The sequence below is a fragment of the Cohnella herbarum genome (assembly GCF_012849095.1).
Lineage (GTDB): Bacteria > Bacillota > Bacilli > Paenibacillales > Paenibacillaceae > Cohnella > Cohnella herbarum.
The window spans coordinates 839,146-859,455 of record NZ_CP051680.1; the positions used below are offsets into that span (position 1 = coordinate 839,146).

Here is a 20,310-nt window from a genome sequence, read left to right on the forward strand (position 1 = left end):
AATTTTCGGCCACTTTTGACGCTATCCCCTTTCTTCAGAATAAATACCAAACCAAACACAGTGTAAAACAATTAATGCTAAAGATCTTTTTGTCCGAAAAACGATATTTAAATTAATAATCGTATATGGAGATTCAAACGCTCTAAAATGAGAATCAACTTCTCGAATCCAAACCCACGAATGAGAATCGAATTCGAAATTCCTCCAGTAAAGATAGGACTCATTAGAAGGGGGAACTTATCCAGTTTTCGATGAAATTCGCATGTGGTCCCTAGAATGTCTTGAAGAGCGAGTTACAGCCGATGTATGGGTAAGATCCGAATAAGTAATTCGTGAAAAACGCGCACAGTCGGATAGTAGGCTTTTGAATAAACTTCGACCGCTATGATTCCAAGAGTAGCAAAACTGATTGAGGTAAGCTTGTAAATGCTTTGGACCAATTCCGCGAAATATCCTTCCAATCCACCATGTTACGTCATATCCCATCCAAGCCAACGATTTATTCATGTTTCTACCGTAGCGTCTTGTTTTGATTACCTGAGGTGCGGCGAGTGGATCAACAAACTCCTTGATAAATGGAGTCATGTCGGGACAATCATATTTATCTTTTAAAGGAGATTTTGACTGAAGTTTTATTTTTAGCTTGGCGATATTCCTGGCATCATCATCGGAAGTTCCGACTAAAAGGGGTTGTTCTTGTTTATGCCAATCAAAAGAGGCGGATAGTCTTCTGCAATAGACAGAGTCCGAGACGCGAACTATTCCTGAAAGGAATTGTTCAGATTCAGCTTTTCCCATCGCGTGACGAATTTTGTGACAGATTAACCAGGCTGTTTTATAAGTAACTCCAATAGCTTCGGATAGCTGAAGGGCATTAATAGAGTTTGGTTGGGTATGTAGGTATATGGCCCGAAACCATAGATGAATGGGGGTGCGACTGCCTGCCATGATAGTTTCGGATATTAAGGAGGTTTGCGCGCGACAAGAACGGCATTCATATAGAGGCAGCCTGCGCGTAGAAATGAGATAAAACTCAGGGTGTCTGCAACGAGGGCAAACATATCCTGTGGGCCATTTTGAAGAGAACAAGGCTGGTAAGCAATCCTGTTCCGTCTCGAATCGTTTGCAAAATATTGCGAATTTCTCGGCAGCAAGTTTTATGCTCACAATGGCACCTTCCCGAGTTTTGAATGGAAACATTTGTTCTTATTTTAATTATAGCAAACATGCGTTCTTATTTAAAGTGAATTTTAAAAAAATTGTAAAAATTTCAGAGCGTTTTTCGTTCTGAGTTAGGGGGATACCGTCGAAGAAGGTTGAGGAATAAAACTGAGGAATCGGGCTGAAGAAGAAAGCTGGATAGGAAAATTGAGGGAGGAGGCTGAAGAAGTAAGCTGGATAGGAAAATTGAGGTAGCAGGCTGAGGAAGTAAGGCGGTGATAGATGACTAAGCAAGAAAGCGGAGACTGAGAGACAGGGTACAAGTTACTAACTCTCTGAGCGAATGGGATACCGTAGAAAGGAAGTGGAATAGAGGATATAGAAGTCGGTGAACGGGGATTGATGGAATAGAGAGTGTGATCGACTTCTGAGGACGGGGATACCGTCGTATAGATTGTGGGACTGGTGGAGACATGGGATGGATGATTATTTTCTGAGCGAAGGGGATATAGAGAAAGGAGCATGAGCATGAGCATGAGAAGGAGAACGAGCCAAGAGAGTTTCAACTGAGTTTTGTCCCTGGCGCTAAAAAAAGGTACAATAAGAAACGAGAGTTTACATACGGAGGGGAAACTATGCCAATCGAAGTCGATGTCGCCATCGTGGGCGGCGGGCCGGGAGGCTATACGGCAGCGGTCAAAGCGGCGCAAGCCGGCCGAAGCGTTGTTATTATCGAGCGGGACAAGCTAGGCGGTACCTGCTTGCATCGTGGCTGCATACCAAGCAAGTCGTTATTAAGAAGCGCGGAAGTATATTCTACGATCGGAGAAGCAGCATCATACGGCGTTTCTTTGCCGGAAGGTTCGGTATCCGTCGATTGGAAGACGGTAATTCATCGTAAAAACGGCATCGTCGAACAACTTCATAAAGGGCTGCAGTCGTTGATGAAACAGAATCGGATCGAAGTTATCAACGGAAGCGCTCGAGTAATCGGACCGTCTATTTTTTCTCCTAGGAGCGGGGCTATTGCGGTAGAACTCCCTGACGGGCAATCGGAAACCGTTGTCCCGAAAAACGTTATTATAGCAACCGGATCCCGTCCTCGCCGACTAGACGGTCTAGCTTATGACGGAGAGCATATCGCAACAAGCGACGAAGCGTTAGATTGGACGAATAGGCCATCATCTATTCTAATTGTTGGCGGCGGCGTTATCGGCGTGGAATGGGCTTCCATGCTTAGCGATTTCGGAACCGAAGTTACGATCGTCGAGACGGCGGATCGCATTTTGCCGACGGAAGATAAGGACGTTAGCGCGGAAATCGCGAAATCGCTGCAGAAAAGAGGCGTAAAGATCGTTGTTAACGCGACTCTTCAAGCGACTAAGTGCAAGCTTATCGATTCTGCTGTTCACGCTGAAGTGGACGTTAAAGGCGAGATTCAAAAACTAACGGCGGAGAAGATGCTCGTATCCGTCGGACGGCAAGGGAACGTGGAAAACTTAGGACTCGAGAATACGGATATCAAGGCGGAAAAAGGCTTCGTAAAAGTGAATCCGAATACGCTGCAAACGGGAGAGTCCCATATCTATGCTATCGGCGATTGCATCGGAGGCGTACAACTCGCGCATGCGGCCATGCATGAAGCTGCTGTCGCACTGGAACATATGACGGGAAATAAGCCTTCGCGAGCCGCCGATCGGGACATCCCGAGATGTATTTATTCTCGGCCGGAGGCAGCTTCGATCGGATGGACCGAAGCGGATGCAAAAGCCGAGGGATTCGCAGTGAAGTCCGCAAAATTGCCTCTGCGTATTTTCGGCAAAGCATTGGTATACGGAGAAAGCGAGGGCTTCGCGAAGGTCGTCGCGGATTCGGTTACGGGCGATCTGCTCGGCGTTCATCTCGTGGGGGCGCATGCGACCGAGCTTATAGCCGAAGCTTCGTTAGCGAAATTGCTGGATGCCATACCATGGGAAATCGGCCGTACGATTCATCCGCATCCGACTTTGTCCGAAGCGATGCAGGAAGTGATGCAGGCGCTTGACGGCGCGGCAGGACATGGCTAACGACAAAGATAAAGCTTAAACATAAAGATATGCTCGACCGGAGGACACTTGTCTTTAAGTTGACGGATGAAAAACCGATTTAGGCGATTTCATTCGTACGCGCGGGTTGGGCGTTTCTTTTTGCTTTCGGTCGGAGTATAATAGGATTTAAGCTCAAGTATTAAGACCAGGTTATAAAACTAAACCAAAGCAGGAGGACGCGCCTATGAAACAATCCGGTTCCGTCCAGCAAACCCTTCGGCATACCGCGCTCGGCTTGACAGATGAACGCGCTGTCGAGATGTACAAGACGATGATGCTTGCTCGTCGTTTCGATGAGCGGGGTCAATTATTGCAACGCGCAGGCAAGGTTAACTTTCATATTTCGGGAATTACGCAAGAACCGTCGCAAGTAGCGATGGGTTTCGCTATGGATCTCAAGAACGATTGGTTTCTACCTTATTACAGAGATTACGGCTTCGTACTGTCTCTTGGAATGACGGTCAAAGAACTGATGCTATCCGTCTACGCGAAAGGCGAGGATCCCAACAGCGCCGGAAGGCAGATGCCCGGTCACTTCGGCAGCAAAAGGCTTCGTATCGTGACGGGCTCCAGCCCAGTAACGACGCAAGTTCCCCATGCGACGGGTTTCGCTCTTGCTGCCAAGATGAGAGGGGAGCCGTCCGTAGCTATAGTGACATTCGGAGATGGATCCAGCAATCAGGGAGATTTCCATGAAGGCTGTAATTTCGCCGGAGTTCATCAGCTGCCGGTTATTTTCATATGCGAGAACAATCAATATGCCATCTCGATGCCGCTTGCCAAACAAACGAGAGGGCGGATTTGCGATCGTGCTCTCGGTTACGGATTCCCGGGAATCCGAGTGGACGGCAACGATCCGCTGGAAGTGTATCGTGTCGTGAAAGAAGCCCGCGATCGCGCGGTTGCGGGCGAAGGCCCGACCTTAATCGAGATAATGACTTACCGGGTCACCGCGCATTCTACTTCCGATAATGATCTTGCCTATAGGACAAAGGAAGAAGTCGACTTGCATAGAGGCAAGGATTCCTTGCCGGTATATAGAAAGTATCTTGAGGACGCTGGATTGTGGTCGGAGGAACAGGAAGTAAAATTGCAGGCGGACATTCGCGCGACTATCGACGAAGGCAACGAATATGCGGAGAAAGCAGCCTTCCAGCCTGTAGAAGACGCATTCCGCTACGTATACGCGGAGCAGAGCGGGGAGGAAAGATAATGCCGGTCATTGAATATATCGATGCCATTCGGTTGGCGATGAAAGAAGAAATGGAACGAGATAGCGATGTTTTCATTATGGGCGAAGACGTAGGGCTGAAAGGCGGCGTATTCGGAACGACGAAAGGATTGCAATTGCAGTTCGGCGAACAACGCGCGATCGATGCCCCGCTCGCGGAGTCGGCGATCGCAGGCGTAGCCATCGGTGCGGCGATGGCGGGAATGAAGCCGATCGCCGAGATGCAGTATTCGGATTTCATGTTCCCGGCGACGAACCAAATCATTAGCGAAGCGGCCAAAATTCGCTATCGTTCCAATAACGATTGGGATTGCCCGATCGTTATCCGAGCTCCCATCGGCGGAGGCGTATTCGGCGGATTGTACCACTCCCAGTGTCCGGAGTCGGTATTCTTCGGAACGCCCGGACTCAAGATCGTGGCCCCGGCAACCGCATACGATGCGAAAGGATTGCTGAAAGCGGCTATCCGGGATCCGGATCCGGTCATCTTCTTCGAGAACAAAAAATGCTACCGTCTGATCATGGACGAAGTGCCCGATGAGGATTACATCGTACCGATCGGCAAAGCGAACGTCATGCGAGAAGGCAGCGACATCACGGTGATCGGCTACAGCATGCCTCTTCACTTTGCCATGCAAGCCGCGGACGAACTTTCCCAGGAACATGACATCGAAGCTCATATCCTTGATCTTCGTACGATCCAACCGCTGGATCGCGAAGGGATTCTGGAGGCGGTAGCCAAGACAGGCAAAGTCCTCATTATTCATGAAGACAACAAAACCGGAGGCATCGGCGCGGAAGTGTCCGCGATTATCGCCGAGGAGCTATTATACGATCTAGATGCTCCGATTCGCCGGCTATGCGGGCCTGATGTGCCTGCCATGCCGATCAATCCGCCGGGAGAAAAGCATTTCCTGCTGAACAAAGATAAGGTCAAAGCCGCGATGCTGGAGCTTGCGCGTTACTAAGCAAGAGACCGCTACCGGGAGGAGAACAAGGATATGGCCAAACAAATTATTGAAATCACGATGCCGCAATTGGCGGAATCGCTCGTATCGGCAACGGTCGACAGATGGCTGAAACAGCCTGGAGACAGCATTGATATGTACGAACCCATTTGCGACCTTATTACGGATAAAGTCAACGCGGAACTGCCTTCTACGGTAAGGGGAACGCTGGTCAAGCATTTGATCGGCGCGGGAGAAACCGTAGAAGTAGGTTCGGCGATTTGTTTAGTGGAAATCGAAGCAACTGCAACCGAAACGAATGAATCGAGCGTAGGCGGGACAGATGAGGTTACGCAGACAAGCCAACCATCATCGTTATCCGCCAAGCCATCCCCCGCTACATACGGAGGGGAGGTCGACGCCAACGCGCCGATGCGTCATCGCTATTCTCCAGCGGTGCAAAAGCTGGCAGCCGAGAACGGCATTGATCTTAACCGCGTACCGGGAACGGGCGAAGGCGGACGGATTACTCGCAAAGACGTGCTCGCGGCTGCGGCCTCGGGATCAGCATCGGCGGCGAATCCGCTGGCGACAACTCCATCCGTGCAATCATCGCTTGCTCCTATGGATCCTAAAATCCAAGTTCGGTCTACGGGTATGCACTTATCCGAATCTCCGCGTATTCCTTCCGTTGAAGTGGAAGGACAAGAATTGCCGGGTCGCGGGGAATACTATATCGATATCACGCCGATCCGCAACACGATCGCGACCCGCATGCGGCAAAGCGTCAGCGAAATTCCGCATGGCTGGATGATGATCGAAGTAGACGTCACGAATTTGGTCGTTCTTCGCAACAAGCTGAAGGAAGAGTTCCAGAAGCGGGAAGGGATCAACTTGACGTATATGCCGTTCTTGATTAAAGCGGCGGTGAACGCGATCAAAGATTATCCGATTATGAATTCCGTCTGGGCCGTCGACAAGATTATCGTTAAGAGAGACATCAATATTTCTCTTTCCGTCGGAACGGAAGATTCGGTCGTAACTCCCGTCATCCGCCATGCGGATCAGAAGAACATCGCGGGTATCGCCCACGAGATCGACGATCTAGCGCGTCGCACAAGGGAGAGGAAGCTGAAGCTGGACGACGTGCAGGGAGGAACGTTCACCGTGAACAACACAGGATCGTTCGGATCGATTCTGACTCAGCCGATCATCAACTATCCGCAAGCGGCGATTCTGACCTTCGAATCGATCGTCAAACGGCCCGTCGTCATCAACGATATGATCGGCGTCCGTTCGATGGTGAACCTCTGTCTGTCGCTGGATCACCGCATTCTGGACGGAGTGATCTGCGGACGGTTCCTCCAACGCGTTAAGGAAAACCTGGAGAGCTACACTCTGGATACCAAATTGTATTAAAAGAATAAAGCCCGGCTCATTGCGTTGTCGCGATGCGCCGGGTTTTCTACATGACAGTTTATGAATAGGGATCAGGGTCAAGCTGACCGGGATTGCAGTGTTTGTTTTCGATAAGCTACAATGATAAGGTACTTCGAGAAGGGGGCTATCGGGATGAATACGCTGGAAACCGAGTGGCTGTCCAGGCTGGACTATGGAGAAGCGTGGGAGCTTCAAAGAAAGCTTGTCAAGGAAATCGATCGCGAAGAGCGCTCCGAATCTTTGTTGCTTTTGGAGCATTCGCCGACGTACACGATCGGTTCGGATCGTCACCCTGAGCATTTACTGTATAGCAAGGAAGAACTGACGCGTAGAGGGATCGCGCTCTATGAGATTGACCGGGGCGGAGACATAACGTACCATGGACCCGGACAGTTGGTCGGGTACCCTTTGCTTTATCTGGATGCCGTCGGTCTGGACTTGCACAAATACTTAAGAAATCTGGAAGAAGTCATCATCATGCTGTTAGCGGATTTCGGGATCGCGGGCAGCAGAAAACCGGAGTATACCGGCGTATGGGTAGGTGATTCGAAGATCGCCGCCATTGGCGTCAAATTCAATAAAGCCCGCGCTCGGCGAGGATTCGTCACGAGCCACGGGTTCGCGCTTAACGTCAAGAAGAACGTCGAGCAGGAAGGTTTTCAAGGCATAATCCCTTGCGGGATTACGGAGTACGGCATTGTTTCTCTAGAAACGTTAACAGGGAAAGAATTGCAGGTTGAAGAAATCGGCCATCGAATTATTCCTTATTTCGCCGAGGTGTTCGGTTACGATAAGTCTACTCGAGCAGAGAGCCTAAGCTCATAAGCAAAGTGGAAATGAGCATAACCGCCAAGGTGACGTAGATTACGACCTTAAACAAACGTTTATTCATCGTGAAACATCCTTTCTTTTTGAGCTTGTCCACGATACTATTGTAACGAAAGCTTCGTCAGGAGGAAAGATCATGGTACAAAAAGATCGGTTATTGGCAGAGTTTATGGAATTGGTGCAAATCGACAGCGAAACGAAATTCGAAACGGCAATCAGCAAAGTATTGACGAGCAAGTTCGAAGCTTTCGGCCTCGAAGTCGTCGAAGACGACGTCGCGGAGAAGATCGGTCACGGAGCAGGGAACCTATTCGCTTGGTTACCGGCTAAGGCGGGCTACGAGAACGTTCCGGCAATTCTGTTCACGTCTCATATGGACACTGTCTCGCCGGGCAAGGGAATCAAGCCTCGCCTAGACGAAGACGGTTATATCCGCAGTGACGGAACGACGATTCTCGGCGCAGACGACAAAGCCGGACTCGCCGCGATGTTCGAAACTCTCCGGGTGCTGAGAGACCAGGATTTGCCGCATGGCGGAATCCAATTCGTAATCGCTACCGGCGAGGAGTCGGGACTGCTTGGTTCGCGCGCCATGGACGGTTCCCGGCTGCGCGCGAAGTTCGGATACGCTCTCGATTCAAACGGCGAGATCGGCGCGATCGCCGTTGCCGCGCCGACGAATTCCCGGCAGTATATTACGATTCGAGGTAAAGCCGCTCATGCCGGCGTGAATCCCGAAGACGGGATTAGCGCGATCCAAGTGGCTTCCAAGGCGGTTTCCCGCATGAAGCTTGGACGGATCGACAGCGAGACGACCGCAAATATCGGGAGATTCGAAGGCGGCGGAGAAGTGAACATCGTCACCGACACGATCAAAATTTACGCCGAAGCCCGTAGTCAAGTGCAAGAGAAGATGGATCGTCAAATCGAGACGATGCGCGAAGCGGTGGAAAGCGCGGCTAAAGAATTCGGGGCTGAATTCGATTTTGAAACGACGACGATATATCCTGCATACTCCTATGGCGATAACGATGAAGTCGTTCAAGTGGCGAAAGCGGCGATCGAAGCGATCGGTCTGACGCCGCGTACTTTCTCGTCCGGCGGAGGCAGCGATGCGAACATGTTTAACGGCAACGGCGTTCCGACCGTAAATCTGGCCGTAGGTTACGAGCACATCCATACGACGAAGGAACAGATTAAAGCGGATGATCTCGTGAAGGCGGCCGAACTCGTGCTCGCGATTATTAAAGAAACATTGAACAGATAATCGATCGCATGAATCGAACTTAAAAAGTGGTGGAGCAGGGTTAAATCCTGCACCACCACTTTTGGATTCGGTTACTTACCAATCTTAGCCGTCGGGCCTTGTTGGCCGAAGGAAAGCAGGTCGATTAAGGTGATGTTTCCTCCATTGCGAAGTTTCTTTTCCTGTCTTAGTGCATGCCGGATCTCCCATGCTTTGCCGACCAGTTGAAGCCTGGAAGGCGCGATATATTTTTTCAACATTTATTGTGTACCTCCTCGATGGGAAGTCCGCCGCCGATTATGGATCTCGGATTGGATGGACAAGCCTTTAACTTGAAGGTATGCGCGATCAACGATAAACATGACAGGCGGGAGGCACTTATATGAATAAGGATAATCATTCGACGCGACATCCTTTTTACGAAGAAACGCTGGAGAGCAAACCGATCTTTCAAGGGAGAATCATCTCGCTGCAAGTCGATACGGTACGTTTGCCGAACGGTGAAACGGCGACTCGCGAAATCGTACGGCATCCGGGGGCCGTAGCGGTCGTAGCTATCGTAGATAACAAGATGCTCGTCGTGGAGCAATTCCGCAAGCCGTTGGAGAAGGTTCAAGTGGAAATCCCAGCGGGCAAATTGGACGCGGGTGAAGAACCTGAAGCGGCAGCGCTCAGGGAATTAGAGGAAGAAACGGGATACCGTGCTAAGAGCATCAAGCACTTACAGTCGTTCTCCACGTCTCCGGGGTTCGCGGAAGAGGTCGTTCATTTGTATTTTACGGACGATCTTGAACAAGGAACGGTTCGCTTGGACGACGAGGAGTTCTTGACTTGCGAAGCTATTACGCTCGAGCAGGCTCTGACGTATATTCTGGAGGGCAGAATCTGCGACGCGAAAACGTTACTGGCCGTCTACGCTTGGCGTCTGAGAACGTTGACGGGCTCGTTCTGAACATGAAATCACTCGAACCAGATACGCCCATCTTGAAGCCTTACTTCGCGGATTTACACGTTCATATCGGACGAAGCCAAGACGGACAACCGGTTAAGATCAGCGGAAGCAAAGATCTCACCTTCCTGAACATTGCGCGCGAAGCCTCCGAACGCAAAGGGATCGAGCTCATCGGAATAATCGATTGCCATTCCCCTCCCGTACAGAAGGATATTATGGATTGTCTCGACTCCGGCGAGATGGAGGAGGTCGCGGGAGGCGGGATTCGATACCGGGATACGACGATCGTGACGGGTATCGAGATGGAGGTCAAAGACGAGGGCGGAGGGCCGTTTCATTTACTCGGCTATTTGCCGGACCTCGGCGCGATGCAGGAATGGACCTCTTGGATGAAACCGCTCATGACGAATATTAATCTGAGCTCCCAGAGACTTCGCGTTACGGCTAGAGAACTGCAACAGGAGTTGTTGGCTAGGGGAGGCATTCTCGTACCCGCACACGTTTTCACGCCGCACAGAGGGCTTCTGGGCTGCTCGGCGGACCGATTGTCGGATCGTCTCGATCCGGAAGGCATCGCGGCGATCGAGCTTGGGCTAAGCGCGGATACGACGATGGCAGGTTTGTTATCCGAACTGGACAAGTACCCGTTCCTTACGAACTCCGATGCGCATTCTACCGGAATGATCGGTCGGGAATGCAATGAAATATTGTTGAAAGAACCGACTTTCGCGGAACTTTCGATGGCATTGAAGGGACGAGACGGCCGTCGGATCATTGCGAATTACGGTCTTCATCCTCGTCTCGGCAAGTATCATACGACTTATTGCAACGGTTGCAAGCAAGCTGTGCCGGAGACGGAGGAATCCTCTATCGTTTGTCCTTCCTGCGGAAGCGCGAAATTAATCCGAGGTGTGTCCGGGCGGATCCTGCAACTAGCGGACAGAAGGGAATCGCGGCAGCCGATAGGCAGACCTCCTTATCTTCCGCAAGTTCCGTTGTCCTTTTTCCCCGGTGTCGGACCAGCCAAGCGTGAGCGATTATTCAAGGAAATCGGGACGGAAATGGAAGTACTTCATCGGATTCCAAGAGATCGGATCGCCATCGTAACGGGTGACAAGATCGCCGACCTCATCGTCGGTGCCAGAGAAGGAAATGCGGTCTTCGCGGCAGGGAGCGGGGGAAGCTACGGGAGCATCGTTCAATCATAAATCCGACTTGTCCATCATACTTATAGGCACGGGATAGGCCGTGATAGGTGGACAAGGGGGGGGGGACCCGGATGAACTTTCGATTATGGAATTTATCCGCTCGGGACAATTTGAATCTGTACGTATTCGTGGGAGTGCTGATCGTCGTTGGGGCGATCTTCGGGGCGTTGCTCGTTAATGCGTTAACGCTTGAGCAGCAGCAGGAACTGGCGGACGATTTAGGCGTATACCTGTCGGCCGTTAAGGATTCGGGTCAAATCTCGCCGTCGACGACGTTCTGGGAAAGTTTCTGGTTTTACGGAAAATGGCTGATGTTAATTTGGTTTCTCGGCCTATCGGTCATAGGACTGCCGCTCGTGCTCGTGCTTGATTTTCTTAAAGGCGTGCTGATCGGATTTGCGGTCGCCTTGTTAGCCCAGCAACTAGCTTGGAAAGGCGTATTCTTTTTCCTCGTCGCCACGGCGCCGCAGAACGCCATTGTCGTTCCCGCGTTAGTGATTGCCAGCATTTCTGCCGCTAGATTCGCTTATTTTGTCGTTCGGGAACGATTATTTCGCCGCAAAGGTCAGCTGCTTCCGCCATTTCTAGCTCATTCCGCGGTTACGGCGCTGATGCTGATTATGCTTTGTTTAGCCTCGTTATATGAGGCTTTTCTATCTCCGATCCTATTGGAACGAGTAACGCCGACCGTCGTTTCCGCAGAAATTTCTTCCCTTTCTTCTAAATTATGATATGAAGTTTGACTTATCGAATAAGCTCACCCTATAATGGAGGGAAGTGCACAAGCGACCGGAGGGGGAAATCATGGAAGCCCGCATTGAAAAAATCAAACAACAACTGCAGTCTCAGGGCTATAAACTGACCCCGCAAAGGGAAGCTACGGTTCGAGTACTGCTAGAGAACGAAGAAGATCATCTTAGCGCGGAAGACGTGTTCATGCTCGTAAAAGACAAGGCTCCGGAAATCGGCCTTGCGACCGTTTACCGAACGCTTGAACTGCTTAGCGAAATGCATGTCGTCGAGAAAATGAATTTCGGAGACGGCGTAGCCCGTTACGATTTGCGTACGGACAGCAACAAGCATCACCATCATCATCTGATTTGCGTAAAATGCGGTTCCATGACGGAAATCATGGAAGATTGGCTGGGTCCATTGGAAGAACGACTAGAGCTGGAATACCGCTTCACCGTACTCGATCATCGTCTGGATTTTCAAGGCGTCTGCTCGAAATGCCAAGCGGAAGCACCAACGGAACCCGATAACGAATAATAAGCATGAATAAAAGAGAGGCTATTCCGATAACATTCGGAATAGCCTCATTTAGTCGTTCAAGCTCATTCGATTTATTTTTGTTGCAGTAACTTCTGAATCTGACCTTCGATTTTGTCCGGCGTAACGGTTGGAGAGAAACGTTTGACGACTTTGCCATGGCGATCGACGAGAAACTTGGTGAAGTTCCATTTGATTCCTTTAAGTCCGAGAAAACCCGGTGCCGATTTCGTTAAATGACGGTATAACGGGTGAATCCCGCTGCCCTTAACGTCGATCTTCGCATGGAGCGGAAACGTGACGCCATGATTGATCTGGCAATGTTCGGCAAGCGAGTCGCCCTCGAGCGGCTCCTGATTGGCGAACTGGTTGCTAGGGAACCCGAGGACCGCCAATCCCTGATTCGCATATGTTTCATGAAGTCGTTGCAAGCCTTTGAACTGGGGAGCGAAGCCGCACTTGCTGGCCGTATTTACGATGAGCATGACTTTTCCTTCGTAGTTGCTTAGATCCGTCGTTTCACCGCGCGCGGATTTAATCTCTATGTCGTAAACGGACATGGTTAACGCCTCCTTAAGGAATTGAAGTAAAATCAATCAGAAATAGATCGCTATAAATTTAATTGTATACAATCTATATGGTGAGTGTCAAGCCTTTGACAGGCTATAATCCCGATGTTATAGTAAAGGCGATTAAATTGTATGCAATCAATTTCTCGTCCCGACGACGAGGGACAGGAGGCATGAATGGATACCGGCTCGGCATTGAAGCTGGACAATCAATTGTGTTTCGCGGTATATGCGTGCGCTAGGGAAATCACGAAACTCTATCATCCGCTCTTGCGCGAGCTTGGGCTAACCTATACGCAATACATTACGATGTTGGCGTTATGGGAAGAAGATCAAGTTACGGTTAAACAGTTAGGGCAACGTTTGTACCTGGATTCCGGAACGTTGACGCCTCTGCTGAAGAAGCTGGAGCAAATGGGGTTTCTGACCCGCAAGCGAGATAAGCAGGACGAACGCAGCGTTATTATCGCTTTGTCCGAACAAGGGATCAACCTGAAAGATAGGGCAACGGATATTCCGGAGAAGTTATTTTGCCAGGCCGGCGTTTCGCAAGAAGAAGCGACCGAACTTCGCGAACGTATTACCGATATGCTTAAAAAAGTTCAGCAAGTACCCCTAGGAGGAATATAAATGTCCATTTATTCTTTTACGACCCGCAAACCCAATGGCGAATCCGTTGATCTCGGCAAGTATAAAGATCAAGTCGTGCTGTTCGTCAATACCGCGAGCGAATGCGGTTTTACGCCGCAATATGGCGATCTTCAGAATCTATACGAAGCTTACAAAGAGCAAGGACTCGTTATTCTCGGCTTCCCTTGCAATCAATTCGGAGGCCAAGAGCCCGGGACCGCGACCGAAGTAGAAGCATTCTGCAGCTTGAACTTCGGCGTAACTTTCCCAACCTTCGAGAAGGTGGAAGTGAAAGGTCCGAATGCCGATCCGATCTTCCGGTACTTGACCGAACAGACGGGCGAAGAGATCAAATGGAACTTCACCAAGATTCTCGTAGATCGTCAAGGGAAGGTCGTGAAACAATACGATTCTTCCGTCAAACCGCTTGAAATCGGACCTGATATCGAGAAGCTCTTGGGATAAAAGCTATGCTATGCGAATATGAAAAGGGAGGCCGAGGCCTCCCTTTGCTAGTCTAAGTAAGTTTCGGCCCATTGTCGAACCGAAGAGGAGGGCTCCATCCCGTATTCCTCTCGGAGCATCTCGAGAAGCTGTTCGTATTTCTTGCCGGACAGATGCAAGTCGCCGTTCTCGGCGTGAAGCTTCATGATAATAAAGTAAATCTCTTCCGTGAACGGGAATTTCTTCTCGATCGTTTCGTAATGTAACAGCGCTTCTTTGGAAAGATTCGCTTCCTGATAAGCTTGTCCGACGGCCAAAGCATGTTTGTACCAAAGGTCTCTCAACCTCTGACGTTCGCTTTCCGACCACCAATAATCATTTTCCAACAAATAATCTCCGGCGTAACCCTCGAGCCACTGAACGTGCAGCGCGACGTTATCCGAAGTCAATTCGGGCAAAACAAGCCGCGCGTTCTCCCATTCCTGCACATCGTAAAGATTGTTCCCAAGATCCAAATAATAATCGTTACCGCTGTTGGTAAGCCGAATGCTGATGCCCGCCGCTTCAAGGGATCTGCGTATTTGATAGATCGTCGTGTACAACTGCGTGTAGGCTTTCTTGTAATCGATATCCGGCCACATCAACTCGAGAAGAATGTCTTTGCGTACGGGCTGATTTCTCTTGTATATCATATAAGCGAACAGTTCCTGGGAGCGTGCGGTACGCCAAGAGAAGGGCTCGGGTTTCCCGTAGCTAATCTGCAATCTTTGAAAACAGTTGACCACGGCCGTATCGGGCTCGTGCGTTTGATCCAAGTGGTTCGGTTTGTGCTGGGAGATTCTATCGATCGTGCGCTGCAGCCTATCCGAATTAATCGGCTTAAGCACGTAATCCAACGCGGCCAGTTCGAAGGCTTTAACTGCGTATTCCTCGTAAGCGGTAACGAATACAATATCGATCTCGCTATCTATCGTCCTAATTCTTTCCGCAGCTTCGATTCCAGATATTTCCGGCATTTCGATATCGAGGAACACGACGTCGGGTTTTAATTCGGCCATATGATCAAGCGCTTCTCCCGCGTATTTAAAGGCGCCGACGACGCTCATTCCTGGAATTTTACTTAATTGTCTCTCCAGATCTCTCAGAGCTAGACCTTCGTCATCCACTAAAATCGCTCTCATCCGTCGTTTCTTTCCTCCTTCCACCTATCCATGATCATCGGCATTCGAGATCTTTAAGATTAGCGTTCTTAGGACATTTTTTATCAAAAAACTTAATTAGACCCGGCGATTGGACCGGGCCTTGGAACAGAGGACGATGAATCCTCGGCAATGCTCGATGAACGCTTTCGGAACAACGTGAATAGCTCTATTCTAACATAACGATGACGGTCGGGAACGACTGGTTTAACTCGTTTTACGGCCCTTTGCTTTTGCGGCGTTGGCGATCTGGAGCAGACCGCACCCCACTGCGTTCGAGCCCCCGGGAATACGCAACGCGCCTTTCTTAATTTTTCTGGCGACTTCCGACGGGCTCATACCGGGTTTAATTCCGCGAAGAAGCACGGCTGCCCCCGTTACGTGCGGGGAAGACATAGAGGTGCCGGTTTCCCGCTTATAAGTTCCGTTAAGCCATGTCGACAATATTTTAACGCCTGGCGCAGCAATGTCGATTCCTTTCCCTCTGCTGGAGAAGTCGGCCACGCGGTTCGACCGCGACGTCGCCGCTACGGCTATCGTCTCCGGATAACGCGCCGGAGCGTCGATTTGCTTGAACAGCGATCCGCTGTTACCTGCCGATGCGACGATAACCGCTCCTTGTTTTCTCGCTCTGCGGATCGCGTCTTTAAGAAGCTGGCTATCGCCGTTTAACCCGAAGCTCATGTTCATGATCTTGATTCCGCGCGACAAACACCAGTCTATTCCTTCCACGATATCGGACACGAAACCGACTCCTTCATTGTCCAACACTTTGACGGCATAAAGCTTAGCTCTCGGCGCGATCCCGTAGATTCGGCGATTGCCCGTGGCTGCGGCGATTCCGGCGACATGGGTTCCATGGCCGTTATCGTCCGCGAAAGATTTGCCGGTAATCGTATTCACTCCGCCGGCGATCCGCAAATCGGGATGGCGGGCGATTCCCGTATCGACAATGCCTACCTTGACGTCGCAGCCGAATCGAGCGGATTTCCACGCTTGCGGGGCTTGAACCCGGTTAATATTCCACGGAATCCGCGCTCTAACGATAGGTACTGCTATAGGACATGCGCGCATTCCGTGAGCTTTTACTTTGCGATCGCGCTCAACGTATGCGACCCGAGGATGGTCGTGAAGATGATTCCAACTATGCGCGCGATCGGCATGACAGCAGATGAAACGAATCGAATCGATGGCTTTAACCGGTTTGATCCCGTCCGCGGAAAGCCGATTCAAGCAACGGCGATAATCTTGCTCGCGATGGAACACGATGTTTCTCCGTTCCGTTCGAAAGGAGTTCTTGCGTTTAACCGACGAGCACAGCAATTTTGCCAAATCTTTCATCGCTGATCCTCCTAGGCGGGTCTTGGCCGTTTTCTGTAAGTAAAGTATGGGTAAATCGAAGAGAATGTGCATGCGGGAAAAATGAAACACATATTTTTGTTACCCGGGGAAAATGTAATGAGGATAGCGATTCCGGATGGCGGGGGGATGGGAAAATGATTATCGGATTGCCCAAAGAAATCAAGAAGCAAGAGTATCGCGTCGCGTTAACGCCCGCGGGATGCGTCATGATCGTGCAGCAAGGACAGAAGGTCATCGTGCAACGCGGAGCGGGCGAGGGCAGTGGGTTCTCCGACGAAGAATATGAAAAAGCGGGAGCTAACGTCGTTGCCGAAGCCGCGGAAGTATGGAGCGGCGCGGATATGATCGTGAAGGTGAAAGAACCATTGCCGGAGGAATTCGCTCATTTCCGCGAAGGCCAGATTTTGTTTACTTATTTGCATTTAGCGGCCGCAGCCGAGCTGGCGCAGGCTTTAGTCGAGAAAAAGGTTACCGCGATCGCTTACGAGACGATCCAAGCGCCGAACGGCAGTCTGCCCTTGTTGACCCCGATGAGCGAAGTGGCGGGACGCATGTCGGTTCAGGAGGGAGCCAAATACTTGGAGGCGTTCCAAGGGGGCAGAGGAGTGCTCCTGGGCGGAGTTCCAGGCGTCCCACCCGCGGAAGTGATTATTCTGGGCGGAGGCATCGTTGGGACGAACGCCGCGAAGATGGCGCTCGGACTCGGGGCCGAAGTTGTCGTGCTTGAGAAAAGCGGCGATCGGATGCGTTATCTGGACGACGTATTTCAGGGGCGGTTGCGTACGCTGATGTCCAATCCTTATAACATCGCCCAAGCCGTCCGCAAAGCGGATTTGCTGATCGGCGCCGTACTTGTGCCGGGTGCCCGAGCTCCGCGGCTCGTAACGGAGGAGATGGTCAAGACGATGAAGAAAGGCGCGGTTATCGTAGACGTCGCCGTTGATCAGGGCGGTTCCATCGAGACGATCGATCGCGTGACGACCCATGAGAATCCGATCTACGAGAAACACGGCGTCATTCATTATGCTGTCGCGAATATGCCCGGCGCAGTTCCGCGTACGTCCACGCTTGCGCTGACGAACGTCACGATCGATTATATTTTGCAGCTTGCCGCCAAAGGATTCCAAGAGACAATTAACTACAATTCCATGCTCGCATTGGGAGTGAACGCTTATCGTGGAGCGATCACGCATCCGCAGGTAGCGGGTGCGGTAGGGATGCCTTATACGCCGCTGGAAGGCTTATGGTGACATGATTTCGCGTTTCTCCTCATACGGTTTAGAAAGAACGGACAAGAAGGGGAGAAGCGGGATGAAGCAGCCTATGGACAAGTGGTGGGAGCGATTGCAGTTTACGCTCCTTTTTCTTGCGTTAACGGTTTTCGTTCACGGTTTTATGGGGTGGTTTCAGAGTTGGTTAAAGCCGTCGGATCCGTATAAAGTACCCGAGGGACGAGCCTCGAAAGTATTTCAGACGGGGGAAGGCAACGATCCGAATAGCTCTCCCGGAGACAGGCTGCGTTTATTTTATTGGTTAGGGGAATAGAGATTTTCGGAAGGAATTTCGCCGTCGCGTGTGGAATATTGATCTAGTCAGCAAACCTCAATCGCGATAGGCAGGGAATTAGACATGGAGTTGAGAAACTGGCTGCGATCCTATCTTACTTATCTAATAGAAGAACGAAGGGTTTCGCGAAACACGCTGCAGAGCTATTCCGGGGATCTGACGGATTTCGTCGACGAGATGGAGAAAGATCGGGTCCTTCTTCCGAACGAACTCAAGCCGCATCATTTGAACGCTTATTTGAACGAATTGCGCAAGCAAGGCCGATCGACGGCGACGGTAGCCCGAAGAATGGTATCTATCCGCTCCTTCTGCAAGTATTTGACGATACAGAGAGCGCTCGATTATAATCCGTCCATCCAACTTGAAACGCCTAAAGCGGACCGAAAACCGCCCAAGACGGTCGAGATCGCCGCATTGGATAAGCTGATGGAGCTTCCGGACACGAGCAACGATATCGGTATCAGGGATAGGGCGATGCTCGAGCTGTTGTACGCAACCGGCTTGCGGGTAACCGAGTTGATTATGATCGATATCGGAAGCGTTAGACTGGACATGGGATTTTTGCTATGCTTGGGTTCGGGGGGGCGCGAACGAATGGTTCCCGTCGGCGATCAAGGTACGGCATGGGTTGCCAAATACTTGGAAGAAAGTCGTCCTCGCCTTGCCGATCCGGATAAGCCGAACGATGCGCTGTTTCTGAATCACATGGGCTTTCGGTTGTCGCGTCAAGGATTCTGGAAGGTCATGAAGAAGTATGCAAGCCAAATCGGATTAAACATTTCGCCTCATACGTTGAGGCATTCCTTCGCTGCGCACTTATTGGATAACGGAGCCGATATTCGCGCGGTTCAGGAGATGCTTGGACATTCGGATCCCTCCACGACGCAGATGTACCAAACTTCCGCGAATTTGAAAATCAAGGAAGTATACGAAAGAAATCATCCTAGAGCGCGACGTTGATCGAATACAGAAAAGGGGAACGACCGAATGGCTTATCAGAAAATAACAGTAATCGTGTTGGATAGCGTAGGCATTGGGGAGTTGCCGGATGCAGCGCACTACGGCGATACCGGTTCGCATACTTTGGGCCATATCGTTCAGAAAGTCGAAGGGCTCGCTTTGCCGAATATGCGTCAGCTCGGTTTAGGCAACATCGCGAAGTTGGGAGATTGGCAGCCAGAACCTTCCGTTAAGGGGTACCATGGGAAAATGGCTGAGGTGTCCGTCGGGAAAGACACGATGACGGGACATTGGGAGTTGATGGGGCTGCGGATCGATACGCCGTTCCGAACGTTTCCGAACGGGTTTCCCGAAGCGCTCTTAAGGGAATTCGAAGACCAAACAGGCCGATCGGTCATCGGCAACAAGCCGGCTTCCGGCACGGAGATTCTAGACGAACTCGGCGCGGAGCAAATGAAAAGCGGGGCTTGGATCGTCTATACATCCGCGGACAGCGTGTTTCAATTAGCTGCCCACGAAGACGTTATCCCGTTAGAGGAGCTATACAACGCTTGCCGGGTTGCTCGCAGGTTAACGATGAAGGACGAATTTTCGGTGGGGAGAGTCATAGCCCGTCCTTACATAGGCACGCCGGGTGCGTTCAAACGGACGTCGAATCGCCATGATTACGCCGTAAAGCCGCCTCAGCCGACGGTGTTGAACGCTCTAAAAGCTAAGGGGTTGGATGTCGTAGCCATCGGCAAAATCAACGATATTTTCGTCGGCGAAGGCATCACGCGTTCTGCTCCGACGAAGAGCAATACCGACGGTATCGCGATCACGTTAAAAGAAATGAAGTCCGATTTCAAAGGGCTATTATTCACGAACCTGGTCGATTTCGATTCGCTTTACGGGCACAGGAGAGATCCGGAAGGATATGGCCGCGCGTTGGAGGAGTTCGACAAAGCGCTCCCCGAACTGATGAACGCGATGAAGGAAAACGACCTCTTGATCATCACCGCGGATCATGGCAATGACCCGATTCATGCCGGAACGGATCATACTCGCGAATATGTACCGTTGATGGCGTGGAGTCCTAGCTTCAAGAGCGCCGGGGCGTTAGCGGATCGGGCGAGTTTCGCGGACTTAGCCGCAACGATTGCCGATAATTTCGGAGTTGAACTGAATACGCATGGAAAGAGTTTTCTCGAAGGATTAAAATAAATAATCGC

At 50.8% G+C, this 20,310-nt stretch carries 22 protein-coding genes; 16 read left to right on the forward strand and 6 right to left on the reverse strand.

Annotated features, from left to right (window positions below; all coding sequences use genetic code 11):
* Nucleotides 1–237: 237 nt before the first annotated feature.
* Nucleotides 238–1,167, reverse strand: coding sequence for a transposase (locus HH215_RS03415; protein WP_169278623.1), 930 nt, complete (start codon nt 1,165–1,167; stop codon nt 238–240).
* Nucleotides 1,168–1,796: 629 nt separating this feature from the next.
* Here HH215_RS03415 and lpdA point away from each other — a divergent pair.
* From lpdA to lipB, 5 genes are all read left to right on the forward strand, one after another.
* Nucleotides 1,797–3,227, forward strand: a complete 1,431-nt coding sequence (gene lpdA / locus HH215_RS03420) for a dihydrolipoyl dehydrogenase (protein ID WP_169278624.1) — start codon at nt 1,797–1,799, stop codon at nt 3,225–3,227.
* A 205-nt stretch (nt 3,228–3,432) separates the two neighbouring features.
* On the forward strand, nt 3,433–4,461 hold the full coding sequence (locus HH215_RS03425; RefSeq protein ID WP_169278625.1) for a thiamine pyrophosphate-dependent dehydrogenase E1 component subunit alpha: 1,029 nt from the start codon (nt 3,433–3,435) through the stop codon (nt 4,459–4,461).
* Nucleotides 4,461–5,447, forward strand: coding sequence for an alpha-ketoacid dehydrogenase subunit beta (locus HH215_RS03430; protein ID WP_169278626.1), 987 nt, complete (start codon nt 4,461–4,463; stop codon nt 5,445–5,447). The genes HH215_RS03425 and HH215_RS03430 overlap by 1 nt, the downstream gene beginning before the upstream one ends.
* Before the next feature lie 33 nt (nt 5,448–5,480).
* A complete protein-coding gene (locus HH215_RS03435) occupies nt 5,481–6,845 on the forward strand; it encodes a dihydrolipoamide acetyltransferase family protein (protein WP_169278627.1) in 1,365 nt (454 codons plus the stop codon).
* 153 nt (nt 6,846–6,998) lie between these two features.
* Nucleotides 6,999–7,691 (forward strand): lipoyl(octanoyl) transferase LipB, encoded by a 693-nt coding sequence (lipB, locus tag HH215_RS03440; protein ID WP_169278628.1) that lies wholly within the window; start codon nt 6,999–7,001, stop codon nt 7,689–7,691.
* Here lipB and prli42 read toward each other — a convergent pair.
* A complete protein-coding gene (gene prli42, locus HH215_RS03445; protein WP_169278629.1) occupies nt 7,663–7,758 on the reverse strand; it encodes a stressosome-associated protein Prli42 in 96 nt (31 codons plus the stop codon). The two genes, lipB and prli42, sit on opposite strands and share 29 nt — an antisense overlap.
* A 72-nt stretch (nt 7,759–7,830) precedes the next feature.
* Here prli42 and HH215_RS03450 point away from each other — a divergent pair, with 72 nt between their 5' ends.
* Nucleotides 7,831–8,961 carry a M20/M25/M40 family metallo-hydrolase gene (locus HH215_RS03450; RefSeq protein ID WP_169278630.1) on the forward strand — a complete coding sequence of 377 codons (1,131 nt, stop codon included), beginning with the start codon at nt 7,831–7,833 and terminating at the stop codon, nt 8,959–8,961.
* Nucleotides 8,962–9,032: 71 nt separating this feature from the next.
* Here the strand turns inward: HH215_RS03450 and mciZ are convergent, their stop codons facing one another.
* On the reverse strand, nt 9,033–9,197 hold the full coding sequence (mciZ, locus tag HH215_RS03455; protein ID WP_169284203.1) for a Z-ring formation inhibitor MciZ: 165 nt from the start codon (nt 9,195–9,197) through the stop codon (nt 9,033–9,035).
* Between the two features lie 125 nt (nt 9,198–9,322).
* Here mciZ and HH215_RS03460 point away from each other — a divergent pair, with 125 nt between their 5' ends.
* The 4 genes from HH215_RS03460 (at nt 9,323) to fur (ending at nt 12,369) form a co-directional block, all read left to right on the forward strand.
* Complete coding sequence (locus HH215_RS03460; protein WP_169278631.1) at nt 9,323–9,892, forward strand: NUDIX domain-containing protein; 570 nt, start codon at nt 9,323–9,325, stop codon at nt 9,890–9,892.
* Nucleotides 9,893–9,894: 2 nt separating this feature from the next.
* Complete coding sequence (locus HH215_RS03465) at nt 9,895–11,100, forward strand: endonuclease Q family protein (protein ID WP_169278632.1); 1,206 nt, start codon at nt 9,895–9,897, stop codon at nt 11,098–11,100.
* Between the two features lie 71 nt (nt 11,101–11,171).
* Complete coding sequence (spoIIM, locus tag HH215_RS03470; RefSeq protein WP_169278633.1) at nt 11,172–11,831, forward strand: stage II sporulation protein M; 660 nt, start codon at nt 11,172–11,174, stop codon at nt 11,829–11,831.
* A 73-nt stretch (nt 11,832–11,904) separates the two neighbouring features.
* Complete coding sequence (gene fur, locus HH215_RS03475; protein ID WP_169278634.1) at nt 11,905–12,369, forward strand: ferric iron uptake transcriptional regulator; 465 nt, start codon at nt 11,905–11,907, stop codon at nt 12,367–12,369.
* 74 nt (nt 12,370–12,443) lie between these two features.
* On the opposite strand, the gene HH215_RS03480 is transcribed toward fur, so the two are convergent.
* Complete coding sequence (locus HH215_RS03480; RefSeq protein ID WP_169278635.1) at nt 12,444–12,929, reverse strand: glutathione peroxidase; 486 nt, start codon at nt 12,927–12,929, stop codon at nt 12,444–12,446.
* 186 nt (nt 12,930–13,115) lie between these two features.
* Between HH215_RS03480 and HH215_RS03485 the strand changes: the two genes are divergently transcribed.
* Together HH215_RS03485 and HH215_RS03490 are read left to right on the forward strand one after the other, a co-directional pair.
* A complete protein-coding gene (locus HH215_RS03485; protein ID WP_169278636.1) occupies nt 13,116–13,568 on the forward strand; it encodes a MarR family winged helix-turn-helix transcriptional regulator in 453 nt (150 codons plus the stop codon).
* Nucleotides 13,569–14,033, forward strand: coding sequence for a glutathione peroxidase (locus HH215_RS03490; protein WP_169278637.1), 465 nt, complete (start codon nt 13,569–13,571; stop codon nt 14,031–14,033).
* Nucleotides 14,034–14,080: 47 nt separating this feature from the next.
* On the opposite strand, the gene HH215_RS03495 is transcribed toward HH215_RS03490, so the two are convergent.
* On the reverse strand, nt 14,081–15,193 hold the full coding sequence (locus HH215_RS03495) for a response regulator (protein ID WP_169278638.1): 1,113 nt from the start codon (nt 15,191–15,193) through the stop codon (nt 14,081–14,083).
* 225 nt (nt 15,194–15,418) lie between these two features.
* Complete coding sequence (locus HH215_RS03500) at nt 15,419–16,552, reverse strand: S8 family peptidase (RefSeq protein ID WP_169278639.1); 1,134 nt, start codon at nt 16,550–16,552, stop codon at nt 15,419–15,421.
* Between the two features lie 155 nt (nt 16,553–16,707).
* Between HH215_RS03500 and ald the strand changes: the two genes are divergently transcribed.
* From ald to HH215_RS03520, 4 genes are all read left to right on the forward strand, one after another.
* On the forward strand, nt 16,708–17,823 hold the full coding sequence (ald, locus tag HH215_RS03505; protein WP_169278640.1) for an alanine dehydrogenase: 1,116 nt from the start codon (nt 16,708–16,710) through the stop codon (nt 17,821–17,823).
* Between the two features lie 61 nt (nt 17,824–17,884).
* On the forward strand, nt 17,885–18,118 hold the full coding sequence (locus HH215_RS03510; RefSeq protein ID WP_169278641.1) for a DUF4227 family protein: 234 nt from the start codon (nt 17,885–17,887) through the stop codon (nt 18,116–18,118).
* Nucleotides 18,119–18,202: 84 nt separating this feature from the next.
* Nucleotides 18,203–19,099: a site-specific tyrosine recombinase gene (locus HH215_RS03515; protein WP_254450355.1), complete on the forward strand. Its 897-nt coding sequence runs from the start codon at nt 18,203–18,205 to the stop codon at nt 19,097–19,099.
* Between the two features lie 27 nt (nt 19,100–19,126).
* Nucleotides 19,127–20,302: a phosphopentomutase gene (locus HH215_RS03520; RefSeq protein WP_169278642.1), complete on the forward strand. Its 1,176-nt coding sequence runs from the start codon at nt 19,127–19,129 to the stop codon at nt 20,300–20,302.
* The last annotated feature ends 8 nt before the right edge of the window (nt 20,303–20,310 follow it).